At 66.6% G+C, this 15,841-nt stretch carries 14 protein-coding genes; 6 read left to right on the top strand and 8 right to left on the bottom strand.

What is annotated here, in order from left to right:
* Positions 1-171 precede the first annotated feature (171 nt).
* Positions 172-1,983: a DUF885 domain-containing protein gene (locus tag P0M04_RS02895; RefSeq protein WP_259448847.1), complete on the top strand. Its 1,812-nt coding sequence runs from the start codon at positions 172-174 to the stop codon at positions 1,981-1,983.
* Positions 1,984-2,058: 75 nt separating this feature from the next.
* Positions 2,059-3,348, top strand: coding sequence for an NRAMP family divalent metal transporter (locus tag P0M04_RS02890; protein ID WP_259448848.1), 1,290 nt, complete (start codon positions 2,059-2,061; stop codon positions 3,346-3,348).
* A 4-nt stretch (positions 3,349-3,352) separates the two neighbouring features.
* On the opposite strand, the gene P0M04_RS02885 is transcribed toward P0M04_RS02890, so the two are convergent.
* The 5 genes from P0M04_RS02885 to P0M04_RS02865 form a co-directional block, all read right to left on the bottom strand.
* Positions 3,353-4,450, bottom strand: a complete 1,098-nt coding sequence (locus P0M04_RS02885; RefSeq protein ID WP_259448849.1) for a TIGR03118 family protein — start codon at positions 4,448-4,450, stop codon at positions 3,353-3,355.
* Positions 4,451-4,521: 71 nt separating this feature from the next.
* Entirely contained in the window at positions 4,522-5,232 is a 711-nt protein-coding gene (locus P0M04_RS02880) for a TorF family putative porin (RefSeq protein WP_259448850.1), read from the bottom strand.
* A complete protein-coding gene (locus tag P0M04_RS02875; RefSeq protein ID WP_281042366.1) occupies positions 5,181-6,497 on the bottom strand; it encodes a S8 family peptidase in 1,317 nt (438 codons plus the stop codon). Before P0M04_RS02875 ends, P0M04_RS02880 begins: the two co-directional genes overlap by 52 nt.
* Positions 6,494-7,126, bottom strand: coding sequence for a zf-HC2 domain-containing protein (locus P0M04_RS02870; RefSeq protein WP_259448851.1), 633 nt, complete (start codon positions 7,124-7,126; stop codon positions 6,494-6,496). Before P0M04_RS02870 ends, P0M04_RS02875 begins: the two co-directional genes overlap by 4 nt.
* Entirely contained in the window at positions 7,123-7,647 is a 525-nt protein-coding gene (locus P0M04_RS02865) for an RNA polymerase sigma factor (protein WP_259448852.1), read from the bottom strand. Before P0M04_RS02865 ends, P0M04_RS02870 begins: the two co-directional genes overlap by 4 nt.
* A 205-nt stretch (positions 7,648-7,852) precedes the next feature.
* Between P0M04_RS02865 and P0M04_RS02860 the strand changes: the two genes are divergently transcribed.
* Positions 7,853-8,278 (top strand): hypothetical protein, encoded by a 426-nt coding sequence (locus tag P0M04_RS02860; protein WP_259448853.1) that lies wholly within the window; start codon positions 7,853-7,855, stop codon positions 8,276-8,278.
* On the opposite strand, the gene P0M04_RS02855 is transcribed toward P0M04_RS02860, so the two are convergent.
* Positions 8,279-9,217, bottom strand: coding sequence for a LysR substrate-binding domain-containing protein (locus P0M04_RS02855; RefSeq protein ID WP_105379922.1), 939 nt, complete (start codon positions 9,215-9,217; stop codon positions 8,279-8,281).
* Positions 9,218-9,335: 118 nt separating this feature from the next.
* Between P0M04_RS02855 and P0M04_RS02850 the strand changes: the two genes are divergently transcribed.
* The 3 genes from P0M04_RS02850 (at position 9,336) to P0M04_RS02840 (ending at position 13,034) form a co-directional block, all read left to right on the top strand.
* Positions 9,336-10,538, top strand: coding sequence for a urate hydroxylase PuuD (locus P0M04_RS02850; RefSeq protein ID WP_259448854.1), 1,203 nt, complete (start codon positions 9,336-9,338; stop codon positions 10,536-10,538).
* Between the two features lie 155 nt (positions 10,539-10,693).
* Positions 10,694-11,731, top strand: coding sequence for an acyltransferase family protein (locus P0M04_RS02845; RefSeq protein ID WP_281042365.1), 1,038 nt, complete (start codon positions 10,694-10,696; stop codon positions 11,729-11,731).
* A gap of 127 nt (positions 11,732-11,858) precedes the next feature.
* A complete protein-coding gene (locus P0M04_RS02840) occupies positions 11,859-13,034 on the top strand; it encodes an acyltransferase family protein (protein WP_259448856.1) in 1,176 nt (391 codons plus the stop codon).
* A gap of 39 nt (positions 13,035-13,073) precedes the next feature.
* Here the strand turns inward: P0M04_RS02840 and P0M04_RS02835 are convergent, their stop codons facing one another.
* Together P0M04_RS02835 and P0M04_RS02830 are read right to left on the bottom strand one after the other, a co-directional pair.
* Positions 13,074-15,437, bottom strand: a complete 2,364-nt coding sequence (locus P0M04_RS02835) for a S9 family peptidase (protein ID WP_259449147.1) — start codon at positions 15,435-15,437, stop codon at positions 13,074-13,076.
* Between the two features lie 217 nt (positions 15,438-15,654).
* Positions 15,655-15,825 (bottom strand): hypothetical protein, encoded by a 171-nt coding sequence (locus P0M04_RS02830; protein WP_259448857.1) that lies wholly within the window; start codon positions 15,823-15,825, stop codon positions 15,655-15,657.
* Positions 15,826-15,841: the final 16 nt, after the last annotated feature.

The raw sequence follows: 15,841 nt of genomic DNA, 5'->3' as shown, positions 1-15,841 counted from the left end.
ATAAACGTTCCAATTTGGTGAAGAGGCGCACTCCCGGTGGGCATGCGGGATGGGTTGCCCCGCAAACGTGCACAAGCACCGTTGCGGTGCGTATTTGCGCCAAAATGGGGAGGTGTGGTCGGTTCGGCAAGTCGTAGTATGCTTTCAGGAAATTCACCCACAAGGAGACCCATGAACCGTACCCTGAACGCCGCCATCCTCGCGGCTTTGCTGTCGGCCGGCGCACCTATCCTGTCCGCCCACGCCGCCGCAACCACTGCTTCCGCTTCCGCATCGTCCGCCGAACGCCAGGTCGACCGCGTCGCCGCCCGCTTCTACGATGCGCGTGCCCGGTTCGACCCGCTGCTGTATGCGACCGCGAATGGCGACGGCCGCTACGACGACCAGATCGGCATGGCGATAGCCCCGAAGGTCCGCGCGCGCTACTTCGCGCAGAACCACAAGCTGCTGGACGACCTGCAGAAGATCGACAAGACGCATCTCTCGGAGAAAGCGCGCCTGAATTACGACATCCTCGCCTTCGAGATCCGCGCCCAGCTCGACCTCGCGCGCTTTCCCGAGCACCTGCTGCCGCTGAACCACTTCGACAACATTCCGAGCAACCTGGCCAATTACGCGAGCGGCACGGGTTCGCAGCCGCTGGAGACGCCGGCCCAGTACCGCGCGTATCTCTCGCGCCTGGAGCAGCTGCCCGCATGGATCGACCAGGCCATCGCCAACATGAAGGAGGGCGTCAGGAAGGGTGTCGTGCAGCCGAAGGCGATCACGGCCAAGATGCTGCCGCAGTTCCGCCAGCTGGCCGCCAGCGACGCGGAAGCGAGCATCTTCTACACGCCGATCAAGAACCTGCCGGCCGGTTTCTCCGACGCGGATAAAAAATCGCTCACGGCCGGCTACCGCCAGGCCGCGCAAAAGATCGACGCCGCGCTCGCGCGCCTGAACACGTACCTGGAGAAGGACTACCTGCCCGCGGGCCGCACGACGGCCGGCTATGGCGCGCTGCCGGACGGCGCGGCGTGGTACCAGGCCCGCATCCGCAACAACACGAACCTCGACCTGACGCCGGCGGAGATCCACGCGCTGGGCGAGAAGGAAGTGGCGCGCATCCAGCAGCAGATGGCGACGCTGGCGCCGAAGCTGGGCTACGACGGCCCCCTGAAAACCTTCCCGCAATGGGTGGCCGCGCAATCGCGCTTCAAGCCGTTCAAGACCGAGCAGGAGGTGCTGGACCGCTACCGCGCCATCTATGCCGCCGTGGAAGCGAAGCTGCCGCAGTATTTCAGCCTGCTGCCGAAGGCGAAGCTGGACATCCAGCTGGAGCCGGAACTGACCCGCGCGACGGCGTCCGACCACTACACGCCCGTCGCCGCCGACGGTTCGCATCCGGGGGTGTTCTGGGCCGTCGTCAACGACCCGAAGGAGTACAGCACGGTCGGCATGACGAGCCTGTTGCTGCACGAGGGCGTGCCGGGCCACCACCTGCACGCGGCGCTGCTGAAGGAGCTGCCGCTGCCGGACTTCCGCAAGTTCTTCACCGAGCACCCGAGCGCCGCCGCCTATACGGAAGGCTGGGCGCTGTACTGCGAGACGCTGGGCCGCGACTTCGGCCTGTACGACGATCCGGCCGCATACTACGGCCACCTGAACGACGAACTGCTGCGCGCCGTGCGCCTCGTCGTCGACACGGGCATGCACGCGCAGGGCTGGTCGCGCGAGCAGGCGGTCAAGTACATGATGGACAACCTGGGCTACAACGAGGCACGCGCGTCGAACCAGATCGAGCGCTACATGGTGTGGCCGGGCCAGGCGCTGGCGTACAAGGTGGGCGCGCTGAAGATCCTCGATTTGCGGTCCCGGGCGCAGCAGGCGCTCGGACCGAAGTTCAGCTTCGCGAAGTTCCACGAGGTGGTGCTGGGGGATGGGACGTTGCCGTTGCCGATTTTGCAGGCGCAGGTGGAGAAGTGGATCGCGGCCGAAAAATGACCTGAGTATTACGGTTCGTGCACAGTGTGCGCAACCGTACATATTCACGCCCCACATGAGTGCATGATGGTCTTCATGAAATCCGATGAGACCACCATCGCGCCACCGTCGCCGGAAGCCTCGACCTGGCTGTCGAAGCTGGGTCCGGGCCTGATCACCGGCGCGGCCGACGACGACCCGAGCGGCATTGCCACGTATTCGCAGGCCGGCGCCCAGTTCGGGTTCAACCTGCTGTGGACACTGCTGCTGACGTATCCGCTGATGGCCGCCATCCAGGTCATCAGCGCCAATATCGGCCGCGTGACGGGGCGCGGGCTCGCCACCAACCTGCAGCGCTACGCGCCGCGCCGGGTCGTGTGGGGCATCGTGGGCCTGCTGCTCGTCGCCAACGTCATCAACATCGCGGCCGACGTGGCGGCGATGGGCGAGGCGATGTCGCTCGTCGTGCCGGGCCGGCCGCTGTGGTATGCCGTCGGCTTCGGCGTGCTGTCCGTGCTGCTGCAGGTCTTCATCCCTTACCAGCGCTACGTGAACCTGCTCAAGTGGCTCACGCTCGTGCTGCTCGCGTACGTGGCCACCGTGTTCGTCGTCCGCGTGCCGTGGGGCGTGGTGCTGAAGTCCACCGTGTGGCCGCATATCGCGTGGAACAGGGACTACCTCACCACCATCGTCGCCGTGTTCGGCACGACGATCAGTCCCTACCTGTTCTTCTGGCAGGCGTCGCAGGAAGTGGAAGAGCTGCGCGCGGACGATGCCGCCCAGCCGCTGCGGCAGGCGCCCGAGCAGGTGGAGCGCCAGTTCAGCCGCATCCGCTTCGATACGCTCGTGGGCATGGGCGTGTCGAACAGCGTCGCGTTCTTCATCATGCTCACCACCGCCGCCACCCTGCACGCGCAGGGCGTGCACGACATCCAGTCCTCGGCGCAGGCCGCATCGGCTTTGAAACCTGTCGCTGGAGAGCTCGCGTTCGTCCTGTTCGCGCTCGGCATCGTGGGCACGGGCCTGCTCGCGATCCCCGTGCTGGCCGGCTCCGCCGCGTACGCGATGGCCGGCACGTTCCACTGGAAGAGCAGCCTGGGCGCGGAGTTTTCGGCCGCGCGCAAGTTCTACGGCATCATCATCGTCGCCACCTTGGCGGGCGTCGGCATCAACTTCATGCCGATCGACCCGATCAAGGCGCTGTACTGGAGCGCGGTACTGAACGGCGTCATCGCCGTGCCCGTGATGGCGATCATGATGCTGGTGGCGTCGAGCCCGCGCATCATGGGCAACCTGACGATCGCGCCGCGCCTGCGCGCCATGGGCTGGCTGTGCACCGGCGTGATGGCGGCAGCGACGATCGCGATGTTCGCGTCCTTCCTCTGAGCGCTTACTGCATGTCGATCCGCCCATAGATGCCGTGCGACTCGTCGGCGGGCCCCGCCGTGTAGAACAGCGTGTTCGTCGGCTGGTTCTGCACGCCGTTGCCGAACGCGATGCCCCACAGGCCGTCGATGACGATCGGCGTGCGGTCGGCCTTCGACAGGGTGCCGATGAACGCGCCGTTGGACGGGTTGTAGGCGTTGATCTTGCCGTCGCCGAAGTTCGCCACGAGCACCGCATTGCTGAAATCCCCGAAGTTCGCGGGCGCCAGCGCGATACCCCACGGCGCATTCAGCGCGCCGCCCGCGGCGAGCCGGTGCAGGAACACGCCGCCCGTGTCGTACACGTCGACGACGCCCAGGCCCGCGCCCTTGACCTCGTCGTTGCCGGCGGTCTCGCGCTGCGCATAGGCCACATAGATGCGGTCGCCGATGGCCTGGATGCCGAACGGCCCGTAGCCGGCAGGCAGGTTCGGATCGGTGAAGCCGCCGGGCAGCGTGGCTTTCTGGAAGCTGGCGTTGTAGACGTCGATGCGGTTGTTGCGGAAGTCGGCCGCGTACAGGTAGTTGGCGCCCGAGAAAGCACCGATGGCGAGGCCTTTATAAACGGCGCTGCCGCCCGTGTCGACGGCCGTCACGGCGTTCGTGCGGTTCACTGCCGGCGACCAGCCCGACACGGTGCCCGTCTCGCCCACGAAGATGAAGGGGCTCGCACCCGTCACGCCGTTCTGCGTGACCTTGAAGTCCTGGCTGCCGTTGTAGACGATGCCGGTGACGCCCGCGGGCACCGCGACGACGAGCGTCTGCGGCACGCCGTTGCCGTCGTACAAGGTCGACGTCGCCGTGCCGTTGTTAGCGACCCAGACGAAGGCCGTCGGATTGAACGCGATGCCCCACGCGTTGACGAGGTGGGTGTCGGTGTGGGCCGCGCCGCTGGACTGGTCGGTGACGAGGGCCGTCGTGGTGAAGGCGCTCGTGATCGCCGGCGGCATGGTGACGGGCGGCGTCATCGGGCGGTCGTCGCCACCGCCCCCGCAGGCCGCGACGGCGGCACCGAGGACGATGCCGCACAGGAGGCGCACGGCTGGATTCGATTGCAGGTTCATGATTGCACCTTATCGGAAGGGGACGACGTTAATGCCTCCGTCGACGCCCAAGGTTCAATCGAATCGCACGTTTAAAAACGCAGGCTGGCGCCGGCGAACAGGGCGCGGGCACGCGGCAGGCCGTTGCCGGCGCCGTGCACGAGGGTTTGCCAGCCGGCCTGCAGGCGCCAGTCGCCCGTGTCGTACGCGAGCGTGGCGCGCAGGTCGGCGCGGTCCTCGTCGCCCCAGTGGTAATCGGTATCGAGCGGATGCAGCAGGCCGGCATGCAGGGCCAGCGCCACGCGCTCGCCCAGCGGGATGCCGCCGTTCAGGTCGAGGTAGACGGTGCGTCCGCCGCCGTAATAGGCGGGCGAATACGAGAGTCGAGCGTTGACGCGGTCGTACGTCAGGCCGGCATAGAACTCGTGATAGTCGACCTCGTGGTTGCGCAAATAGATCGTGCGCGTGACGCCGGCATCCCACGACAGCCTCGTCGTCAGCGGCAGCGCGCGCCCGCCGTAGACGATCAGCAGGCCCTGGCCGCGGCCGTACAGGTCGATGGGCGACGCGAAGGTGCCGGCGTACCAGCCGCCGTCGAAGTCGTGGTCCACGCGCAGCTGCACGGCGGGATTGCGGCCCAGCGAGACGCCGCGCACCGTGTATTCGGACACGACGGAGAGGTCGGCACTCGTCTGTGCCAATGCGCAGGGCGCCGCAAGGAGAGCGGCAACGACAAATGCGAACGCGCCCGTCAACGCGGGCGCGGGGAGGGAAGGCTGGCGGTCGTGGTCGTCGATGGGCATAGGCAGAAACAGGCTCCGGCGGCGCGCGCAACGGCCGCGCAGGCGTCTATGCTACCAGCTTGTCCGGTACCCGAGGCCAGCGCGGCGGGCAGTACCCGTGCGCCGCCGTCGAGATCGGCCCGCAGCGTGGCCGGTGTCGTCGCGGGACGCAGTTCCAGCACGAGCGCCGCCAGCCCCGCCACGTGGGCCGACGCGTACGACGAGCCGGACACCAGCCCGAAGCGCGCGCCCGGCAGCGACGTGGGCACGTCCGTCCCCGGCGCGCGCAGCGATCCCGGCGGCGGCGCGCGCTGCGTGTCGGACGCCACCGCGATCACACCGGGATGCGACGCGGGAAAACCGCCGTCGGGCTGCGCGGGATCGGCCGCGCCGACGAGCGTCACGCCCCGCGCCAGGGCCGCGTTGAGCAGGGCTTCCAGCAGGCGGTCGCGCGGGCCGCCGAGGCTCATGTTGATGACGCGCGCATCGCTCATCAACGCAAAATTGATCGCTTTACCCAGCGTGAAGCTGTTGCAGCGGGCGGGCGGCCCGGCCGTTTCCCAGCACGCGCGCAGGGCCAGCAGCCTGGCGCCCGGCGCGACGCCCGCGATGCCCAGGCCATTGCCTTCGCGCGCGGCGATGATGCCGGCGACGGCCGTACCGTGGGCTTCCGCGCCGTCCGGATACGCATCGACGAAATTGCGGCGCAGCTTGATCTGGCCGTCGAGGTCGGGGTGGGCCGCGTCGACGCCGCTGTCGATGACGGCCACCGTCACGCCGCGCCCCGTGCCGGCGCGGTGCAGCGACGCCAGTTGCCACGCGTGCGCGGCCGGCTGCACGGGCAGCAGCGGGTCGCCTTGCGCCAGGCCGTGGTAGTCCTGGATCGCCTGGGCCCACGCGACGCGCGGGTCGTGCGCAAGCGTGTCGAGCAGGCGGTCGACGGGGCCCGTGCCCGTGTCCTCCATCAGGAAGCAGTCGATGCCGATGGCGGGCATCGGCCAGTCGTCGACGACGCGCAAGCCGTAGGTGGCGGCGAGGTCGCGCGCGACGCGGCGGCGCGCGGCGCGGGTGCCGTCTTCCGTGTAGCCGCCGCCGTAGGCGCCGTCGGGCCGGAAGTGCGGCGACGGCATGCGCAGCATCACGAGCACCTGCCGTGCGGCGGGTGCCGGCGTCGAGACGGGGTGCGTGGCCGCCTGCGCATCCGCGCTCGCGCGCGGGACCACGCATGCGAACGCGATCAGCGCCGCACACAGGGCAAGGAGGCGGGCGAACAGGTTCGTGTTCACGGTTGTTTGTCCACCGTCAGCGGTTCGGCGAGCGTCACGGCCGGTTCCGCGCGCAGCCGGGCCAGCACCGGATCGAGCCCGCCGTCCGCGCCGACGAGCCACGCATCCGTGACGGTCGGCCCGCCGACGATGCGCGCACCGCTGGCGCGCACGATGCGGCGCAGTTCCGCTTCCGGCGTGTCGGGGCGGAAGGTCACGACGACTCTCGCCATGCCGTTCGCGCCGGCGGCGCCGAGGGCGCGGTAGCTGTCCGGCTGCGCGCCCGGGCGGGCCAGCAGCGCGGCCAGCACGGCGATCGCGCCGAATTGCAAGGCGACGGCCGCGCGCAGCCACGTGCGGTCGTTCGCCGCGACGCGGTCGCGCCAGCGTTGCAGCAGGCCCGGTTGTTCCTGCACCGGTGCCTCATCCAATTGCGGCATCAGGCGCGCAAGCGCGCGGTCCGCATCAAAGTCGAGGTCAGGACCCGGCCCGGCCGCATGCACCGTGCGCAGCAGGGCGAGGTCGGCGCGGCAGTGGGCGCAGGTTGCCACGTGCGCCTGCACGCGTTCCAGTTCGGCGCCCGCGAGGGTGCCGTTGGCGAGCCAGGGGAGGGCGTCCTGCGCGTCGAGGTGGTCGGTGTGCAGGTTCATGGCCGGACCTCCAGCTGGTCTTCCAGCAGCGTTGCCAGGCGGCGGCGCGCGTGGAACAGGCGTGTTTTGACGGTGTTGACGGGACATTCCATGATTTCTGCGATTTCTGCGTAGCCCATGTCGTGATAGAAGGTCAGCTGGAACGCGGCCCGTTGCGCCAGCGGCAAGGCGGCGAGGGCGGCGTCGACGGCGTGCGCGAGGCGCTGCTGCTCGAAGCGCCAGTCGGGCCGTCCGGCGTCGTCCGCCGCGCACTCGTCGGCCGGGGCGTCCAGCGGTTCGTCGAGGGCGTGCAGGGCCTTGCAGGCCTTGCGGTAGGCGATCGCGAACACCCAGGTCGACACCTTGCAACTGCCGTCGAACGTGGCGGCTTTCTGCCAGACGACGAGCAGGGTGTCGTTGACGATTTCCTCGATCAGCGGCACGCTGCGCGTCATCCGTTGCAGGAAGCGCGCCAGGCGCGGAAAATAGGCGCGGTACAGCATCTCGAAGGCGCGCCGGTCCCCGGCCGCGATCCGACCCACCAGGCTAGCCTCGTTCGCGGCCGCTCCTTCAATCTTTCCGTCCACGCATGCGCTCTCTGCTGTTTTGCGGTGAATACCCGCCGACCGCGCCAAGGTTCATGCGTTCCGCAAATATTTTTTGCCGCATGTGATTTTTACATGAATCGGCGTTGCCGCGACGCTCTTGGCATGTCACGATGTCGACATGCTAATTAATTCTTGCCCCATGAAACGACTTGCTCTTCCCCTCCTCGCCGCCGCACTGGTCTTTTCCGGCGCCGCCCATGCCCAGTTGAAACAGGATACGCCTCGTCCCCTCGGCTACAAGAAGGTCGCCGATGCGCTGGCCGGATTGCAAAAGAATCCGGACGCAAAGGTTTCCCATCCGAGCGGCTGGACCGTCTACACCATCCAGAAACCGGAAGTGGCCGTGTGGTCGTTCGTACCGGAGAAGCATGAAGCCTACCCGGCCGTCGTCCGGCGCCTGATCCGCAAGACGGACGAGGGCACGTTCGTCGAGATGAAAGTGCTGTGCGAAGCGAAGCAGGACGCCTGCCGCCGGCTGGCGCTGCACTTCCAGCAGATGACGGAGCAGATGCAGCAGAAACTGCAGGAAATGCAGGCGCAAAAAGGGCAGGGAGCCCAAAAGTAATTACCGGTTGACGACCACCTTCGCCGCGGCCGTCACCTGGTCGCGCAGCCACTTGTGCTCGGGCGACTGGTGCACGCGCTGGTGCCATAGTTGATAGAAGCGCATCGGCGGGAACTTGATCGGCACCGTGAAGTTTTTCAGCGGCAGCGTCTTTTCGTAGAAGCGGATGAACTGGCGGCCCGTCGTCAGCACGAGGTCCGTCTGCGTGAGCATGTACGGGATCAGGCCGAAATAGGGCGATTCCACGGCCACCTTGCGGTGCATGCCTTGCCGCTCGAGGAAGGCGTCGATCACGCCGTGGTAGCCGGGCAGCATGGCCGTCGGTGCGATGTGGGGCAGCGTGAGGTAGTCCTCGACCGTCATCGCGTCGGACGCCGTGCGCTTGGCGTAGGCGCTGTCGGCGCGCATCGTGCAGATGATCGGGTCTTCGAACAGTTTCGAGATGTGCAGGTGCGACGGCGGCTCGTCCCAGTTGGCGATGACGAGGTCCATTTCGCCGTCGGACAGCATGCGCAGGTAGTCCGTGCCCGGGCCCAGGTGGTGGATCGTCACGCGGCTGTTCGGCGCGCCGCGCCGGATCGAGGCGACGACGCCCGGCAGGAATTGCGTGTCGAGGTAGTCGGGTGCGGCGATGTGGAACGTGCGGTCGGCCTGTTCCGGCACGAACGGCGTCTTGCGGACGAACAGGCTCTCCGTCTCGTCGAGGATGCGCTTGGCCGGCTTGAGCAGGCTTTCGCCGTGCTGCGTCGGCACCATGCCGCGTGCGCCGCGTACGAGCAGCGGGTCGCCCGTCAGCTCGCGCAGCTTGCGCAGCGATGCCGAAATCGACGGTTGCGGCTGGTTCAACTTGAGGGCGACGCGCGAGACGTTCTTCTCGACGAGCAGCAGATAGAGGATGCGGATCAGGTGCAGGTCGAGGTGCTGGGGCAGGCTGGACATGGGGAAGTTTTTATATGATTGTTATATACGTAGTCTGATTTTAAATATACGATATTTTTCATGTTCTAGAAAATATATCGACGGTAGTGTCGCCTGCCGGTCACGCTGAGGAGTGCCGATGGAATACCTGGTCCCGTACGTACTTGAATGGATGAACATGCTGGTGCGCTGGCTGCACGTCATCACCGGCATCGCCTGGATCGGTGCGTCGTTCTACTTCGTCTGGCTGGACAATTCGCTGCGTCCGCCGGCCACCGGTTCCGATCTTGCGAAGAAGGGCGTGGCGGGCGAGCTGTGGGCCGTGCACGGCGGCGGGTTCTACAATCCGCAGAAATACCTCGTCGCGCCGGCCGAGCTGCCGGCGGAGCTGCACTGGTTCAAATGGGAGGCGTATTCGACGTGGCTGTCGGGCTTTGCGCTGCTCGTCATCGTGTACTGGCTGAATGCGCAGGCGATGATGGTCGACCGGTCAGTGGCCGATTTGTCGAGCTGGCAGGCGATCGGGCTCGGGCTCGGGAGCCTCGTCGTCGGCTGGATCGTGTACGACCTGCTGTGCCGCTCGAAGTTGGGCAAGCATGATCTCGCGTTCGGCGTCGTGGTATTCGCGCTGCTGGTCGGCTCGGCCTGGGTGCTGACGCATTTCCTCAGCGGCCGCGCCGCTTACATCCACGTGGGCGCGATGATCGGCACGATCATGGTCGCGAACGTCGCGATGGTGATCATTCCGGGCCAGCGCAAGATGGTGGAGGCGATGCGCGCGGGGCAACGGCCCGATCCCGTCTACGGCATCCGCGGCAAGCAGCGCAGCGTCCACAATAACTATTTCACGTTGCCGGTGCTGTTCATCATGATCAGCAACCACTTCGCGATGACCTACCGCCACCCGCAGGCGTGGGCCGTGCTGGGCACGATCATGGCGGCCGGCGTCTTCATCCGCCACTTCTTCAACCTGCGCCACAAGGGCCGCGTGGAGTGGATCTGGCCGGCGATCGGCGTGGCGCTGCTGCTGGGGCTCGCCGTGGTCCTGGCGCCGCCGCGGCCCAGTGTGTCGGCGGGGACGGTGCCGTTTGCGCGGGTGGAGACGATCCTGCGCGAGCGCTGCGTGTCGTGCCACGCGGCGCACCCGACGCAGCCCGGGTTCGCGAGCGCGCCGGCCGGCGTGATGCTGGACGACGCGCACGGCATCGCGCAGAACGCACCCCGCATCTATCAGCAGGCCGTGCAGCTCAAGGCGATGCCGCTGGCGAACATGACCAACATGACGGAGGCGGAACGGGGAGAGATCGCGGCGTGGTTCCAGGCAGGGGCAAAGACGAATTGAAATATAGACATTGACTTTTGCCAATAAGTTACCTACTCTTGCTATTCAGTACATTCCCTACGACCATGTCCACGCCCTCCGCCACGAAACCCATTGCAACCGGTCTGTCGGTGTACCTGGACCTGGTGCGGCTGGTTGCCGCATTGATGGTTTTAATGACACACGTCTGGCCCCTCATGTTTCCCGCGCGCCCGCTGCCGTGGCCGGGCCATTCGGCCGTCGTCGTCTTCTTCGTGCTGTCGGGCTTCGTCATTTCGCACGCGGCGCGGCCGGAACTCGGCCTGCGCGGCTATGCGCTGCACCGCATCGCGCGCATCTATCCCGTCCTGCTGGCGGCGGCGCTGCTGTCGCTCGTGATTGCCTGGACGGTCGGCGTCAACATCATAGGGTACGGCAGCTCGCGCGGGTCCGACCTGTTCGACATCGGCGTGAACCTGCTGTTCCTCGGCCAGTCGTGGATGGATTTGCCGATGCCGTATGTCGGGACGGTCTGGTCGCTGGATTACGAAGTCTGGTACTACGTCCTGTTCGCGCTCTGGATGTATCGCCCGAGCCCTTTGCTGCTGGTGTGTACCGCGGCGATCGCGGGGCCGAAAATCCTGTTGCTGCTGCCCGTATGGTTGCTCGGCGTACTGCTGCACCGGCGGATGACGGCGCTGCCGCCGCACCGCGCGCTGTGGCTGTTCCTCGCGTCGTCGGGCGCCGGACTGGCGTTCATCTGGTTCGGCGTGGGCATCCGGCTGCGCGAAGCACTGCGGCCGTTCGCCCCCGGCCTGATCGATTATGCCCAGGGGTCGAACCAGTTCCTCGGTGACTTCGTGCTGGGCGTGATCGTCGCGTTGAATTTCCTCGCGGCGGGGTCGCTCGGCCTGCGCCTCTTCGTCAAATGGAAGGGCGTGATCCGCTATCTGTCCGGTTTCACGTTTTCGCTCTATGTGTTCCACATGCCGCTCGCTGTCCTGATCTGGAACGGGCTGCACGTGCGCTCGCCGGCCCTGTTCATGGGCCTGTTGCTGGCGGGCGTCTGGGTGCTGGGCATGCTTACCGAGCAGCGCAATAAATGGTACCGGTCGCTGCTGGGCAAACTCTGGCCCGGCAACACGGCGATGGGATACGGCGTGGCAGCCGCACGCGCCGGCACTGCGGTCTCCGGCGGACAGGCGGCGCTGGACACGTCCGACCTCGTCGACTGACCGTGACGCAGCCCGGCCTGACGCGCGCCGGGGCCGATGGCAATACAACAGCTCTTCATTAATGTATAGCCGTAAAGCTAACGTGCACTTAGTATTGAACGATAACAATTAGCCGCGCGACCCGCCGATGAAATCTTCCCTGTCCTCCTACCTGAACCTGCTGCGCCTGCTCGCAGCGCTGGCCGTCTACATCGCGCACGGACAGAACTTCACGAAATTCCGCGTGCCCTACGTGGGCGACCTCGGGAGCGAGGCCGTGTTCGTGTTCTTCGTGCTGTCGGGGATGCTGATCACGTTCTCGGGCACCAAGCAGCCCGACGGACCCGCGTTCCTGCGCGCGCGCTTCATCCGGCTGTGGTCCGTGTGCCTGCCGGCGCTGCTGCTGACGCTGGTCGCGGACACCATCGGCCAGGCCATCTCGCTGACCGCGTATTCGCCGATGCAGCCGTATAGCCTGTTCAAATGGGTGGCGTCGATCGGCATCAATGCGCTGTTCCTGAACCAGGTCTGGCAGGCCAATATCTACCCGGGCACGAACGGGCCGTTCTGGTCACTGTCGTATGAATTCTGGTACTACATCCTGTTCGCCGCCGCCGTGTACGTGACCGGCAGGAAGAAAGTGCTGGCTGTGGCAAGCGCGGCGCTCGTCGCGGGGCCGGCGATCCTCGTCGGGTTTCCGATCTGGCTCATGGGTTCGGGCCTCCATTTCGCCGTGGCGCGCTATCGTGCTTCGACACTGGTTGGCTGGGCGTGCTGGGTCGGCTCGTTCGCGGCCGTGTACGCGTTTTCGTTCTTTGACCTGGGGCACGTGCTCGCCCAAGCATTCCCCGGCATCGCCGCGGGCGCGAAGTGGAAGGTGGATTTCTGGCCGGAGAGCTATCTGATCGGCGCGATCGTCGCGCTGAACATCTACGGTTTCGCGGTCATTGGCGACCGGTTCCAGGCCCTGCTTAAGGCATGCGCGGCGCCGATCCGGTTTGGCTCCGACATCAGCTTCGGCCTCTATCTGTTCCACTATCCGCTCATGTATCTGGTCAAGGCAGTGATGTTCGGCACGGGATTCACGGCCGGGCCGGTGCTGATCGGCGTCGTGTACACGGTCCCGATCGTCGTCGCCGCATTCCTGGCGCTGCAGTGCGAGAAGCACAAGAACCTGATCGGTGTGGCGATCGACCGCGTGACGGCGCTGGCCGGCGCGGTCGCGACGTCGCCGGCCAAGCGCGTTGTGACGCCCGAACTCGAGGATCCGCTGCAACGGTCTCCGTCGTCGGCCGCGTCCGGCGAGGACAAGCTCCTGATGTGAAGGTGCCGCGGGCCGACGTTGCACCGGCCCGCGTGACGCTTACTGTTTGAGAGTGCGCTCGAACAGCTGGTAAATCCGCCGATACTCGTCATACCACGCCTCCGGCTGCACGAACGAATGCCGCTCCAGCGGATACGGCGCCAGCTCCCAGTGGTCCTTCTTCAGCTCGATCAGCCGCTGGGCCATGCGCACGGAGTCCTGGAAGAATACGTTATCGTCGATCATGCCGTGCGCGATCAGGAGGTGGCCCTTCAGGTTCTGCGCGTATTCGATCGGCGACGACGTTTTATACGCGTCCGGATCCAGGTCCGGCGTATTCAGGATGTTGGCCGTGTACTCGTGGTTGTACGTGGTCCAGTCGGTCACGGGACGCAGCGCGGCGCCGGCCTTGAAGACGTCCGGCGCGCGCAGCATGCCCATCAGGGTCATGAAGCCGCCGTAGCTGCCGCCATAGATGCCCACGCGGGCCGCGTCGCCCTGCTGGTTCGCGATCATCCAGTTCACGCCGTCCAGGTAATCGTCCAGTTCCGGATGGCCCATCTGGCGGTAGATCGCCGTGCGCCATTTGACGCCGTAACCCTTCGACGCGCGGTAGTCCATGTCGAGCACGACGTAGCCGTTCTGCACGAGCAGGTTATGGAACATCTGCTCGCGGAAGTAGGGCGTGTAGCGCTGCGTGACGTTCTGCAGGTAGCCCGCGCCGTGCACGAACATCACTACGGGATATTTTTTACCCGGCTCCAGTTGCGCGGGGCGGTACAGCTTGGCCCAGACCGGATCGGCGCCATGCGTCGACGGGATCGTCACGAACTGCGGCTGGATCCACTCGCGCGCCTTGAAGTCCGGCGTGCGCGTGTCCGTCAGCCTGACGGCGTCGCCGCCGTGCGACGGCAGGGTCGCGAGCTGCGCCGGCAGGTACGGGCCGGAATAGTGGACGAGCAGCTTGTTCTGGTCCGGCGACAGGCGGAAGTCCTGCACGCCCGCGAGGCTGCTGACTTCGCGCGTGGCGCCGTTCGACGCGTCGACGGCGCAGACTTCGTACGTGTGCGGCGCCTTGCGGTTGCACAGCACCCAGGCGGTGCGGCCATCCGCGGACCACGCGACGTCGCCCGCTTCCCATTGTCCCTGCGTGAGCGCGCGCGTGCGGCCGCCCTCGTCGCGCACGTACAGGTGCGCGTAGCCGCTTTCCTCGGACAGGTACCACAGGGTCGAGCCGTCCGGCAGCCAGCCGAATTCATTGTTGTCGTAGTTGACCCAGGCGTCGTCCGTCAGGCGGTGCGCGGGCTGGAGCGCCGCGCGCGGCAGGTCGACGGTGGCGATCCAGCGCTCCTTGTTGTCCACCGCGCGGAACATGACGGCGACGTTGGCGCCGTTCTGGCTCCACGTGATCGCCTCGCCGTCGAAGCCGATCATCACCGGGCGGTTGCCCTTGAGCGGGTCGAGCTTGTGCTCCGCGCGCTGTCTGGCCAGCGGGTCCACCGCGATGCCGGGCAGGGCGTCCAGCGCCAGGTCCTTCACGTCGCGCGTCGCGAGGTTCACGAGTTTGAGACCGTGGCCGGCGGGGTTGTTGCGGCCCACGCGCGTGCGCTCTTCCGAGAATTCCTCGTAGCCGCTTTCCGTCACGTAGCGGGGCATCTTGCCGGCGCGGCCCTTGTCCGCGTTCTTCGGACCCGTGACGACGAGCAGCCAGCGGCCGTCCGGCGACAGCGCGCTGTTGACGATCGCGACCTTGTCGCCCAGGTAGATGGGCGCTGGCGCGCGGGTCGGGTCGGCGCGGCGCTGTTCCTCGGCCTGCATGCGGGTCGCGTCGCGCTCGTCCTTCTGGCGCTTGAGGATCGTCGACAGGCGCAGCTGCATGTCGCGCAGCGCGTCCGGTTCCGTCACGTTCGGATCCTTGGCGGCGCGCGGCAGGGCGACGGGGCCGGCCACACGGTCGTTGCGGTCCCACGCGAACCAGTCGTCGCCGATGCGGTACTGTACGCCGCGTTCGTCGGCCGTGTACTGGACGGCCTGGATCGCCACGCCATTGCCGCGCGTGATCTGCACGAGGGCGCCCGATTTGAGGTCGCGCTCGAACAGGTCGCCGTTGCGCACGACGACGGCGCGGGTGCGGGCGCGGTTGTACAGCATTTCCGGGCTGTCCAGCTTCGCCTGCTCGGCATCCGTCACCTGCGCCGCGGTGCCGGCCTTCGCCGCGTTCACGCGATACGTGTCGCGCAGCGGCGAGCCGGCGCGCTTCTGTTTATAGATGACCTGCTTGCCATCCCAGTTCCACCACGCCGCTTCCACGGGAGGACCGATCCAGTCGGGGTTGGCCATGGCCTGGTCGAGGGTCACGGGCGTCGAGGCGGCGGCGGGTAGCGCCAGCAGTGCGGCGAAAACGGTAAGGACAGGGAGTCGCATCATCAGTCGGGTGGATAAATGAAGAACAAGAATGCTTTTCTTGGTGAGAAATTGCAAAAAAGCATTCTAGCTCAGCCGACTCTGGTGCTGGGCGGATTCGCGAGCGGGGAGTGGCGCGCGTGCGTAAGTACGGTGGCGTACACAAGCAATATTGCGGCGCACAAAAAACAACGCCCGGCCAATGCCGGGCGTGTGGAGACGATGTGGTCAGCTGGTATTATGCAGCTGCTTTCGGCTTCGCGTATTCGCCCATCCACAGTTCGGTCGGCTCCTGAGCCAGCCACAGTTCGGACGGAGCGGTCAGCGACGGGTTGCGCACGAACATCACGATGCGGGTGACGACGGCGGCTGCGGCGATGGCGACGGTGAGGTATTCGATCGGGGTCATGATGTGTATCCTTGGC

Source organism: Telluria mixta (genome assembly GCF_029223865.1).
Classification (GTDB): Bacteria; Pseudomonadota; Gammaproteobacteria; order Burkholderiales; family Burkholderiaceae_D; genus Telluria; species Telluria mixta.
This window is presented reverse-complemented; position numbering and strand designations above follow the sequence as displayed.